We start from the raw sequence: 11,316 nt of genomic DNA on the forward strand, positions 1-11,316 counted from the left end.
GGGCTCCGGCATGTTTCGCCGGGGCCCCACCCTTTTCATGCCGGGCCCTTCGTTGCCTCAGCGCTCCGCGCTCAGCGCTCCGCGCTCAGCGCTCGGAGCGCGGCGCCTCCGGCACCAGCGGGCACTGCTCGTACAGACAGTAGGGGCCGCCGCAGTCCACCCCGCAGTTGAAGCGCGTCTCCGGAGTGCTGCAGTAGCCGTCACCGCAGTAGCCGCAGTCCGCGTTGCACGAGTACACCGTCTCAGTCCCGTTGCAGGCGCCGTCTCCACAGGCGGAGCCGCAGTCGCCGGGGCACGTCGCGGTGGACTCTCCCGCGCCGCAGACGCCGTTGCCGCAGGGGTTGGGGCAGCCGCAGTCGACCGGGCAGGTGTATATCGTCTCGCCGTTGCACCACCCGTCGCCGCAGTAGCAGTCCGAGGCGCAGTTGGTCTCGTTCTCGCCGGACTCGCACGTCCCGTTCCCACACCAGGGCGCCGGGCCACAGTCGATGGAACAGTTCCACACCGTCTCGTTGGCGCCGCAGTACCCGTCACCGCACATCTGGCACTGGGAGTAGGGACACAGGGGCAGCATGGATTCCGGCTGCTGCCGTGCGTACGGAATGGCGTCGCAGTAGCACAGGGCCTGTGACTGGGAGGACTCGACGGTGGCGTCCTCGGGCACCGGGTCCACGGGGCCGCAGGCCATCAGCACGGCCCACGCCAGCGCCGCCAACAGCAGCGGAGGGCGGAAGGCGCCCGGGGTTGCTGACGTGGCGCTCATGTGGCGCGCTCGTGGCCGTGCGACGGCGCCTGGGCGGGGGCCTTCGGATGCCAGACGTGCCGCCAGGGCTCCTCCTCCGCCGCCGGGCCCGCTGCCAGCATGATGTACCGCTGCACGGGGGATGCGACACTGGCCACGCAGCTTCCCAGCAGAACCAGGCCGGTGATGCAGGGCGCGCTGGGCGAGATGGGCACGAAGAACTGGCAGTTGGTGGTCGAGCAGGGGTTCTGGAAGCAGCCGTTGGCGAAGACCTGGTACTCGGCATCCGCGTTGAGGATGGCCTCCTTCGTCGCGGAGATGTAGTTGCACTTGCGCGCCCAGGCATTGCGCCCCTGGACCTGCTGCGGGGTGAGGTTGTCGTCCCCCGAGCAACGGCCGGCGAGCTGCGCCCGGGCGGTGCCGGACAGCGCCACACAGAAGAAGAGACAGGCGAGGAGCCACGGGTGTTTCATGCCAAACCTCCAAATAATTCAGGTTTAGCATATTTTTCTACTATTTCACGGATAGTGTCAATCAGGACATGGGGTGTGAGCTGTCTTCTAGGGCTTCACGGGCGCGGTGGCGGCCAGGAGGACCTCGACGGTGTCCTGGGTGGTCCAGGCCAGGTCGGCGAAGCCGTCCGCGTTCACGTCGGCGGCCAGGAGCGACGTGGGCGGAGGCCCGGAGGCGACGCGCACGGGGTCTCCGAAGGTGCCGCCTTCCGCGCCGAGCAGGAGGAAGACACCGCCCGAGAGGCGGGTGAGTGCGAGGTCGGGCCTGCCGTCGCGGTTGAAGTCCGCGGCCACCACCTCGCCCGGCTCCTCCACGGGGATGCTCGAGGAGGCGGTGAAGCCCCCCTCCCCGTTGCCCAGGTGCACGGAGAGATGGCCGGGCACGCCCAGGGCATGGGAGATGACCAGGTCCAGCCGGGCGTCGCCATTCACGTCCAGGGCCGCGAAGCGGAAGGGCTCGTTGTCCTCGCCGCGCTGGAGTTGATACGGCGGGAGGGGCGCCAGCGCTCCACTCCTCTGCCCCAGGAGCACGTCGACGGTGTAGCTGTTGGTGTTGAGCACCAGGACGTCGGGCAGGCCATCCGCGTTCACATCCGCGAGCGTCAAATCCCTGGGCAGGCCCGTGACGGAGTAGGGCGTCGCGGCCTCGAGCGTGCCATCCCCCCGTCCGGCGAGCAGGGTGATGTTGAAGAAGCCGGCCGAGCCGGCGTTCTTCGTCATGACGTCCAGGTCCCCGTCCCCATCGAGGTCGGCGACCCGCACCTGCTGGGAGTGGTTGCCCAGCGAGTACGAGACGGGCTCCTGGAACGCCCCGCGCCCGCTGCCCAGCCGGACGGCCAGCGTATTGGAGAAGTGGCCCACGACGAGCAGGTCCGGCTGTCCGTCCCGGTTCATGTCCTGGACGGCCACGTCCATGGGCGTCTTTCCCGCCGTCAGCGCGCGGGGGGGCGAGAAGGCACCGCCCTGGCTTCCTTCCAGGATGCAGACCTGCTCCTCGCGCGAGGCGATGAGCACGAGGTCCACGACGCCGTCTCCGCTCACGTCGGCGGCGCGCAGCCCCCGCGCCTGGCTTCCGCCCGCGGCGAGGGACAGGCTCGACGCCTGGAAGCCCAGCCAATGCGGCTCCGGGGGCGGAGGCTCGGGCGGTGTCGCGGCGCAGGCAAGCCCCGTACAGCCCACGAGGACACGGAGGGTTCGAAGCATGGCGTCAGGTCCGGGGGACGGCGAAGAGGCCCCCATCCTGCCATCACTCTCCGTATGATGCCTGTCGTTCTTGGGCATCGAAGTCGTGTTACTCTTTGTTTACAGGCTATTCAGCGACAAGTGTGGTTTTGCCACCCCTTCCCGACAGCGGCATGGCCGCTTTCCGTGGAGACTCCGTGCGCCGCAAGTCATTCCGTGTCGTCGCGCTGGCGTTCGCGCTGGTGCTGCTGGGCGTGGGAGCCGTCTGGTGGACGCACTCCGGGGAGGGTGCCGCGCCCGAGTCTCCCCCGCGGACGGACGCGTCCCGGCCGGCAGCTCCTTCCGTCCCCGTCCCGGGCCCGGCGCCTCGCGAGGCGCCGGACGGGACGCGGGCGTGGGTGGCGGGGATGCTCTACCGCTACGCGGCGAGCGCGGACCTGCGTGTCTCCTTCGGGAAGTCGGGCGCGGCCACGCCCGCGGGGATGCACTTCTCCATCCGGGGCGAGTGGGACGTGGGCATCGTCTCCGCCGACGCGGACGCCATCAAGGCGCGCATCCACCTGCGGCCGAGCACCTTCGAGGTGGAGGTCGAGGGGCAGGGCGCGCTGGCGCCCGAGGTCCGGCAGACGATGACGGCGGCCCTGGCGCTGCCGTTCTTCGTGACGCTCGACAGGGCGGGCGGGGTGACGCTGACGCACTTCGAGCAGGGCGTGGATGAGCTGGCGCGGGGGCTCTTGCGCTCCATGGTGGCGTCCTCGCAGTTCGTGGTGAGCGGCGTCCCGACGGCCACGTGGCAGTCCGAGGAGCACGACACCTCCGGCCGCTACGTGGCGGACTACCAGCGCGTGGCGGCCCGTCGCTTCGAGAAGCGGAAGAAGGCCTATGTCGCCGTGGCGACGCCGCAGGGGCTCCAGCCGCCAGGCGCGGGCCTGCGCATGAGCGTGGGCGGCAGCGCGGTCTTCGAGCTGGGCGAGGACCTGTGGACGGAGACGCTCCAGGTGCGGGAGCAGCTGACGGTGGACTCGGGCGAGGGCCTGCCCACGGTGACCAACGCGCTGGAGCTGGGCCTGCGCCTGCTCGAGCGCCGGATGGAGCCCACGCTGCGCGACGCATACGCCGCGCGCGAGGCCTTCCTGGGCACCGCCCACCTGGCCAGCTTCCAGGGCCAGGCACCGGACCCCCTGGCCCACCACAAGCAGGTGCTGGGCGGCCGGAGCCTCGACGACATCTTGAAGGACCTGCGCTCGCTGCCCGACGACGAGAAGGCCCGGGACGACGCGCGCACGCGAGTCCTGGAGCAGCTGAGCGCCCTCTTCACGCTCCACCCGGCCGAGGCGCTCAAGGTCCCCGACCTGCTCCGCTCGGGGCTGTCCCCCCTGGCCGCCAGCCCCCTGCTGGGGGCGCTCTCCGCGGCCAGCACGCCGGAGGCCATCCAGGCCCTGGTGACGGCGTCCGGGGACACCGCGCTGGAGATGGACGTCCGCATGGACTCCGTCTCCGCGCTGGGCTCCGCGGGCGAGCCCCAGCGCGAGGGTGTGGACGCGCTGCGGAACATGGCGCGCGACGCGGACCCCAAGCTGCGCGGCACGGCGAGCCTGGCGTTCGGCAACGCGGCGTACCAGATGGGTGACACCGACACCCAGGGCGCCGAGGCCCTGGTGCAGGAGCTGAAGAACGACTACCGCGCCACGCGCTCCCCCGAGCAGCAGGCCCTGCTGCTGCGCTCGCTGGGCAACACCCGGGCCCCGAGCGCGCTGGACGTCATCACCGACGCGCTGCGCTCCGACTCCCCCCAGGTCCGGGAGTCGGCGCTGGTGGCCCTGCGCGCAATCCCCGGCCCGGAGGCGGACCGCCTCCTCTCGGAGCGGCTGCTGACAGACCCTGTCTCGGAGGTGCGCAGGAGCGCCGTCTTCTCCTGCGGGTTCCGCCCCCTCGGCCCCCTGCTCCCGGCGCTGGGACAGGCGCTGCGCAAGGACGTCTCGGACGGCGTCCGCTCCGACATCGTCCAGCTCCTGGGCCAGTTCCGCGGCAGCGTGCCGGAGGCCATGTCCCTGCTCCTGTGGGCCAGTCAGAACGAGCGCCACCCCGAGATTCGCCGGATGGCCAAGGTCTTCGTCGACACGCCCACCGGCGCCATCCCCTCGCAGCCGGACTCGGACCCCGTTCGCTGACGGCCGCACCGCGCGAAGATTCACCGGGAGTGAAGAATTCAGGTATTACGGTTAAGTTCGGTTCGGCATGTTTTGCCGGATTGAGATAGTGTTTATGTCTTCACTCTGAGTAAAATCGTCTGGCTTTACCCACAGGAGAGGCCAGGCATGTACAAGTCAGTGTTGCGCGCCGTCGCGCTGGTGGCGCTTGCGGTTCCCGGACTGGTTGCCGCACAAACCTATATCGACCCGAATCCCTACGTGGTGCAGCCGGGGAAGTACCCGTTCGCGGTCTATCCCTCCAACTACCTGATGAACGACCACGTGGCCTGGGAGTCGCAGGTGGCCCCGTTCAACCCCAACGGGAGCTACACCGTCGGGCAGCAGTACGCGGTCATGCAGGACGAGACGAATCGCACGGGTGGCCAGCTCCAGTACGACCCGACGGACTTCACCCACAACATCAACATCGAGCAGGCCACCATCCCCGAGGCGTTCCAGCACATGGTGCCGCCGCCCACGGAAATCATGCCGTGGACCAACCCGCTCGGGACGTTCAACAAGACGTACGTCCGCACGGAGAAGTTCGGCAACAGCATCTTTGGTGCGGGCTATTCCCTCAACGCCGTAGTCACCGCGGAGACCGCGACGCAGACCGCCGAGAAGAAGGTCCAGGCCGTCGCCGAGGGCAAGGTCTTCGGTACCGCCTTCTCGACCGAGAAGGAGCTCGTGCGCGGTCGCGCCAACGTCACCGGGCAGCAGGGGGGCGCCAACAGCGGCACCGCGGCGCTGTATCTGCTGGGCCAGGAAGTCTGGTCGAGCAGCCTCTATGCCACGTACTCGCCGCCGCCCATCAACTGGAGCCGCACCTTCTTCAACGTCTCCAAGACCTTCATGATTGGCCCGGTGCCCGTCACCGTGAAGGCCTCGCTCGCGGGCGGCGTGAAGCTGACCGTCCTCGGACAGATTGGCCCCACGGTGGCCAAGCTGTCGGCGACGCCGGGCGGCTGGTCCAACGTCACCGCGTCGGCCTCGGTGGATGTCATCATCCTGGCCATCGGCGTGGAGGGCAGCCTGGCCCTCATCAACGCCACCCTGCCGACCTCGGGTGAGCTGTTCTGGCCGGTGTGCACGCTGGACTGGACGCTCAAGTCGAACCTCGACCTGAACACGCTGTCCGGCACGCTGAAGGCGTTCGCGAAGGTCCGCATCCTCTTCTTCAAGAAGACGTGGTGGATCACCATCGCGAGCTGGCCCGGCATCACCCGCAACTGGTCGCTGCTCAACCTCACCGACTCGCAGCCGCTCGGCATCTGTAGCTGATGCCGGGGCCCGTCGCCGCGCGCGGAGCACTGCGCGCGGCGGCGCGGTTTCACTTCCCCGTCGAACACTCCGTCGCGAGGACGCTCGCGCGGTCCGGGAAGCGCTCCGCCAGTGCGCGCTTCACCTCGTCCACCGCGGCCGCGTTGCCGGTGTGGGCGTGGAGCTGGCAGCGGGCGGTGAGGGCACGCGGGTCCTCCGGGGCGAGCTTGTCCGCCTCCTGGTAGGCGCGCTCGGCGCCCGACGTATCTCCCTGACGGAAGAGGACGGCGCCCAGGTAGTAGTGCGCCAGGGACAGCCGCGCGTCCTTGCGAATGGCGCGCTTGAGGAGGCTGGCGGCCTCGTCCACGCGCTGCTGGCGGAAGCGCACGAAGCCCAGCTCCGCGAGGCACCGCGCGTCGTCGTCATTCTCCCGCGTCCACGCGGCCAGCACGGTGGCGGCCTCGTCCAGCCGTCCACTCTGGGAGAGGAGGCGCCCGTAGCGCGGCGTCACCTCGGCGGAGCGCGGCTTCAGCGCGTAGGCCTTCGCCAGCGCGGCCAGGGCGCCCGGTACGTCACCCTGGCGCTCGCGCAGCTCCGCCAGCGCGAGCAGGGGCCGGAGGTCCTTCGGCGCCAGCGCGGAGGCATTGTCGATGGCCCGCTCGGCCCGCTTGCCCAGGAGCAGCTCCGTGGCGGCGCGCGCTTCGAGCAGGTGCGCCTCCACGTCTTTCGGGAAGCGGGCGGTGTAGGCATCCGCCAGCTCCAGCGCCTTCGCGGGGGCTCCCGCTGCAATCAGCACGGCGCCGGCCCGGGCCAGCTCCGCGGACGTCGCGCGCGCGTCCGCGCCCAGTCCCTCCAGCGCGGACACCTTCGCCTCGGCGGTGGGCGCGGCCTCGGCCTTCGCCAGCCGCTCGGCCGGAGCCAGCGTCGGGCGCATGCGGTACCACGCCGCTCCGCCGCCGAGCGCGCCCAGCACCAGCACCGCCGCGAGGATGGCGCCCCACCGTGAGGGCTTCCGTCCGGTGGAGGCTCCCTTCGTCACATGGGAATCGGGCGCCGCGCGCGCCGCGCCAGTCGGCGGCGCGTTGGAGGTCGCGGCGGCCTGTGGGCCCGGCGTGCCCTGCTGCTGCTGCCGCGCCGGTTCACCCGCCCGGCCCTGTACTCCAGGCACTCCGGAGACACCCGCCCCATCCGCGGGCGCTCCCTGCTCGGGGGCGGTTGGAAGCGCCGCGCCTTCCGTCCAGGCCCGCGGGCGGATGTGGCCCGGAGGCGTGCCGCCATGTGACGGGTCGGCGAGCCGGGCACGGCGCAGGGCCTGCCGCTTCGAGTCGCTGTCGGGCGGGAAGAGGGTGTCCACGTACGCGGCGAGCTGCTCGTGCGTGGCCACCTCCGCCGCGCCGCCGATGGCCTCCATCGCGTCGATGAAGGACTCGAGGCTGTCGAAGCGCGCGGCCGGGTCCCTCGCCAGCGCGGTGAGGCACACCAACTCCAGCGCCGCCGGCACGGACGGGTCGAAGGCGGTGGGCGGCTTCGGGCGCCCTTCCGCGATGCGTCCCAGCACCTCCTCCGCCGTCAGGCCCGTGAAGGGGCGCCGGCCGCAGAGCTGCTCGTAGAGCATGACGCCCGCGGCGAACAGGTCCGCGCGGTGGTCCACCTGCTTGCCGGCGATCATCTCCGGCGACATGTAGAAGAACTTCCCCTTCAGCACGCCGGGCTCCGTGCCACTGCCGAGCGCGTCCGCCTTGGCGATGCCGAAGTCGATGACCTTCACCGCGCCATTGACGCCCACGTGGATGTTGTCCGGCGTGAAGTCGCGGTGGACGATGCGCAGCGGCCGGCCCCCCTCGTCCACGACGCGGTGTGCGGCGTCCAGCCCGCGGCACGCATCCACCAGCACGCGCAACGTGATTCCCAGCGGCACGCGCTGGCCGTGCTCCGCGGCCTCCTGGCGCAGCTCCGCGAACGAGCGCCCCTCCAGCAACTCCATGGCGATGAAGGGCTCGGTGCCCTCCATCCCCAGCTCCAGGATGGTGACGACGTTGGGGTGGTGCACCTGCGCGGTGATGCGCGCCTCGTTGAGGAACATCTGCACGACGCGCCGGTCCGAGGCCAGGTGCGGCATCAGCCGCTTCACCGCGACCGCCGGCCCGCGCGTCCCGTCCTCGTCGATGCGCCGCCCGAGGTACACCTCCGCCATGCCGCCTGTCGCGATGCGCGCGGACAGTCGGTAGCGGCCCATCCAGTAGGGGTTCTGCTCCGGCTCCAAGGTGGCGTCAGTCTATGTGTAGGAACCCACCCGCGTCCTGCTCCTGTCACGCGCTGTGGTCGCTCGCCCGGCCTTCACGACCTTCCCGCACGGCACTTCTCGTGGAAACTTGCGCCGCCCCCGACGGAAGCCCACCCTGGGAGGTTGTGTGCCGTCGGGCACGCCCGGCGAATCACCTGGGGGGTGGGCGGCCCCATGCTCGTCGAGCTGGCGACCGCCATGTGGCCGTTCTCGCCATCCGGGGTCCACCTGCTTCCTCCAGCTGCCGAAGCATCACGTGTCCCGGGGGGGCATCGACCCGGAGACACACCACCGGCCGAGCCTCCTCCTACTGGCTGCGCACAGTGTTGGCGCCATTACGTGAGGTGTGGGTGCTCTACCTGCTGGCTCGCGCAATCGGACGGGAGTGCTAACGTCGGGAACCGATTCATGGCCCACGGGAGGAGGGCCCCTGACACGCACACGCTGCGTCCGGAGGGATGTTGGGCACCGTCCTCAAGGGTGGTTACGTCGTCGAGCTGGAACCCGCGCACGTGGAGCGCGTGGACTTGAGAATCGAAGGAGAGCGCATCGTCGCTCGCGGACCGGACCTCACGCCCGCTCCTGATGACGAAGTCGTCGCCCTCTCCGGCAAGCTCGTCTTCCCGGGGCTCGTCAGCGCGCACCACCGCCTGCACGCGGTGCTCGGCCGCGGCATGCCGCACCCCACGGTGGAGACGTACCAGGACCTCCTCGAGAAGGTGCTCTGGCCCTACGAGAGCGCGCTCGACCTGGACGCGGTGCAGGTGGCCGGTACCGCGGGCGGGCTGGAGGCCCTCCAGTGCGGCACCACCACCGTCTGTGACTTGCACTCCTCGCCCAGGGCCGTGTCGGGCTCGCTGGTGCGGCTGGCGCGCGGGCTCCACGAGGTGGGCGTGCGTGGCGTGTTGTCCTACGCGGTGTCGGACCGCCTGGGCGCGGTGGTCCGCGAGGAGGGCCTGGAGGAGACGGTCTCCTTCGCGAAGAAGGCCAAGGGCCGCTTCCGCGGGCAGGTGGGCGCGGGGCCCTGCTTCACGCTGGGGCCGGACGGCCTGCAAGGGCTCGCCGAGGCGCTGAAGACGCTGGGCAACGCCGGGCTGCACCTGCCGCTCGCCGAGGACCCTCTGGACGAGCGCCTCTCCACGGAGCGCTACGGCGCCTCGCCCGTGGCGCGGCTGCTGGAGGCGGGCCTCCTGTCACCCAAGAGCCAATTGGCGCACGTGGGCCACCTGGAGTGGGCGGACCTGGCGCAGGTGATTGCCACCGGCGCGTGGATTGTCCACACGCCCCGCTCCAACCAGGGGTTGGAAGTGGGCTACGCGCCCGCGCTGAAGTTCGGTCACCGCGCCACGCTCGGCGTGGACGCCGTGTCCGCGGACCTCTTCGCGGAGGCGCAGGCGGCGTACCTGCGCTCGCGCGAGGCGGGGCAGCCCATCGACGTGCTGCGCTACCTCGCCAACGGCCACCGGCTGGTGTCACAGCTCTTCGAGACGCCCGTGGGCCCCATGCGCGAGGGCGCGCTGGCGGACCTGCTCATCCTCGACTACCTGCCGGCCACGCCGCTCACCGCGGAGAACCTGGCGTGGCACGTGGTGTTCGGCCTGGGCAGCCGCCACGTGGAGGCCGTCATGGTGGACGGCGTCTGGCGCATGTGGGCGCGCCGGCCGCTGTCGGTGAATCCCACGGTGGTGGCGGAGCAGGCCCGCGAGGCCGCCGCGGCGGTGTGGGCACGCCTGGCCGAAGCGAAGTAGACTCTCCGCATGCTCATTCCAGTGCTCGTCGCGGGCCTCTTCAGTGGGGCCATTCCGCAGGCGGGTGACACGGCGCCGGACTTCACCGTGAAGGACACGGCCGGCAACGTGTACACCCTGTCGGAGATGGTGAAGCAGGGGCCCGTCATCGTGGCCTTCTTCCCCAAAGCCTTCACAGGTGGTTGAACCCGCGAGCTCTCGGCGTACCGGGACAGGTACTCGGACATCGAGAAGCTCCACGGCCAGGTCCTGGCCGTCAGCATGGATGACGCGGAGACGCTCGCGCGCTTCAAGGCCGAGCTGAAAGCACCGTTCCCCTTCATTCCCGACCCGAAAGGAGAAGTCGTGGCGGCGTATGACGTGAAGATGCCGCTGCTCTCCGTGCCCAAGCGGTTCACGTTCGTCATCGGCGAGGGACGGAAGATTCTGAAGGTGGAGACCGGCAGCGACGCCATCGACCCGAATGGAGCGATTGTGTCGTGCCCCCTGCGCAAGCCTTCGGCGGCGCCGGACGCCGGGACGAAGTAGGGCCTCAGGCCTGGCGAGTGGTGGAGGCCCGCCACTCGCGCAGCACCCAGAGCTGCGCGGCCACCATCGCCGCGGTGACGAGGAACATCACCCACGTCATCGCGGACGCGTACCCGATGCGCAGGTACTCGAAGCCGTTCTCGTAGATGTAGAGCGGCAGGAAGGTGGTCGCGTAGCGCGGCCCGCCCTGGGTGATGACGAGCGCCGGGACGAAGGTCGTCTGCAGGCTCACCACCACGTCGCGCGCGGCGAGCAGCACCAGCGTGGGCGCCATCAGCGGCAGCGTCACCCTGCGGAAGACGGTGAGCGCGCTGCCGCCCTCCAGCTCGCACAACTCATACAGCTCCTCCGGCAGCTCGCGCCGCGCGGCCAGCAGCACCACGAACACCTCTCCGAGCTGGAAGACGGTGAGCGCCACCAGCGCCCCGCGCGCGCCCCAGGGCGTGAGCAGCCACCCGCCGCCCGTCACGCCGGCCGCCTTCAGCGCCAGCGCCAGCGGGCCGTACAGCGGGTTGAGCAGCCACAGCCACAGCAGCGCATAGGCGATGTCCGGCACCACCGTGGGAAGGAACACCGCCGCCCGTGCCAGCCGGCCGCCCCGGTGCAGCAGCAGCGCCAGTCCCAGTGCCACCGCGAGGCGCAGGGGCACCGCCAGTCCGGCGAAGAGCAGCGAGTTGCCCAGCGCCGTCCAGAAGAGCGGGTCGTTCCACATGCGCGCGAAGTGCGCCACGCCCACGAAGCGCGGGGCGCTCAGCGCGTCGTACTCGGTGAAGGCGAAGCCCAGCGAGAGCAGCGCGGGCACGCCCACCAGCAGCGCCGCCGCCGCGAGGAACGGCGCCGCCAGCCAGAGCATCGCTTCCCTCCCGCG

9 protein-coding genes are annotated in these 11,316 nt (G+C 70.7%); 4 read left to right on the top strand and 5 right to left on the bottom strand.

The features are described 5' to 3' along the window. Positions 1–85: 85 nt before the first annotated feature. The 3 genes from OV427_RS29855 to OV427_RS29865 form a co-directional block, all read right to left on the bottom strand. Positions 86–763, bottom strand: coding sequence for a hypothetical protein (locus OV427_RS29855; RefSeq protein ID WP_267859595.1), 678 nt, complete (start codon positions 761–763; stop codon positions 86–88). Then, a complete protein-coding gene (locus tag OV427_RS29860; RefSeq protein ID WP_267859596.1) occupies positions 760–1,215 on the bottom strand; it encodes a hypothetical protein in 456 nt (151 codons plus the stop codon). The genes OV427_RS29855 and OV427_RS29860 overlap by 4 nt, the downstream gene beginning before the upstream one ends. Positions 1,216–1,302: 87 nt before the next feature. Then, on the bottom strand, positions 1,303–2,457 hold the full coding sequence (locus OV427_RS29865; RefSeq protein ID WP_267859597.1) for an FG-GAP repeat domain-containing protein: 1,155 nt from the start codon (positions 2,455–2,457) through the stop codon (positions 1,303–1,305). A 176-nt stretch (positions 2,458–2,633) separates the two neighbouring features. Here OV427_RS29865 and OV427_RS29870 point away from each other — a divergent pair, with 176 nt between their 5' ends. Both OV427_RS29870 and OV427_RS29875 read left to right on the top strand, forming a co-directional pair. Beyond that, on the top strand, positions 2,634–4,607 hold the full coding sequence (locus OV427_RS29870; protein ID WP_267859598.1) for a HEAT repeat domain-containing protein: 1,974 nt from the start codon (positions 2,634–2,636) through the stop codon (positions 4,605–4,607). A gap of 147 nt (positions 4,608–4,754) precedes the next feature. Beyond that, positions 4,755–5,909: a hypothetical protein gene (locus OV427_RS29875; protein WP_267859599.1), complete on the top strand. Its 1,155-nt coding sequence runs from the start codon at positions 4,755–4,757 to the stop codon at positions 5,907–5,909. A gap of 49 nt (positions 5,910–5,958) precedes the next feature. Here the strand turns inward: OV427_RS29875 and OV427_RS29880 are convergent, their stop codons facing one another. After that, positions 5,959–8,124, bottom strand: a complete 2,166-nt coding sequence (locus OV427_RS29880) for a protein kinase domain-containing protein (protein WP_267863501.1) — start codon at positions 8,122–8,124, stop codon at positions 5,959–5,961. A 509-nt stretch (positions 8,125–8,633) separates the two neighbouring features. On the opposite strand from OV427_RS29880, the gene OV427_RS29885 reads away from it, so the two are divergent. Continuing rightward, positions 8,634–9,920 (top strand): amidohydrolase family protein, encoded by a 1,287-nt coding sequence (locus tag OV427_RS29885; protein ID WP_267863502.1) that lies wholly within the window; start codon positions 8,634–8,636, stop codon positions 9,918–9,920. A gap of 9 nt (positions 9,921–9,929) precedes the next feature. Then, positions 9,930–10,448: a peroxiredoxin family protein gene (locus OV427_RS29890; protein WP_267859600.1), complete on the top strand. Its 519-nt coding sequence runs from the start codon at positions 9,930–9,932 to the stop codon at positions 10,446–10,448. A 4-nt stretch (positions 10,449–10,452) separates the two neighbouring features. Here OV427_RS29890 and OV427_RS29895 read toward each other — a convergent pair whose 3' ends face one another. Continuing rightward, complete coding sequence (locus tag OV427_RS29895; protein ID WP_267859601.1) at positions 10,453–11,301, bottom strand: carbohydrate ABC transporter permease; 849 nt, start codon at positions 11,299–11,301, stop codon at positions 10,453–10,455. Positions 11,302–11,316 lie beyond the last annotated feature (15 nt).

The organism is Pyxidicoccus sp. MSG2 (assembly GCF_026626705.1).
GTDB lineage: Bacteria > Myxococcota > Myxococcia > Myxococcales > Myxococcaceae > Myxococcus.

What these genes read in the sequence shown, in the direction of transcription:
- OV427_RS29855 (WP_267859595.1), bottom strand. Translation starts at nt 763, where the DNA reads ATGAGCGCCACGTCAGCAACCCCGGGCGCCTTCCGCCCTCCGCTGCTG.
- OV427_RS29860 (WP_267859596.1), bottom strand. Translation starts at nt 1,215, where the DNA reads ATGAAACACCCGTGGCTCCTCGCCTGTCTCTTCTTCTGTGTGGCGCTG.
- OV427_RS29865 (WP_267859597.1), bottom strand. Translation starts at nt 2,457, where the DNA reads ATGCTTCGAACCCTCCGTGTCCTCGTGGGCTGTACGGGGCTTGCCTGC.
- OV427_RS29875 (WP_267859599.1), top strand. Translation starts at nt 4,755, where the DNA reads ATGTACAAGTCAGTGTTGCGCGCCGTCGCGCTGGTGGCGCTTGCGGTT.
- OV427_RS29880 (WP_267863501.1), bottom strand. Translation starts at nt 8,124, where the DNA reads ATGGGCCGCTACCGACTGTCCGCGCGCATCGCGACAGGCGGCATGGCG.
- OV427_RS29895 (WP_267859601.1), bottom strand. Translation starts at nt 11,301, where the DNA reads ATGCTCTGGCTGGCGGCGCCGTTCCTCGCGGCGGCGGCGCTGCTGGTG.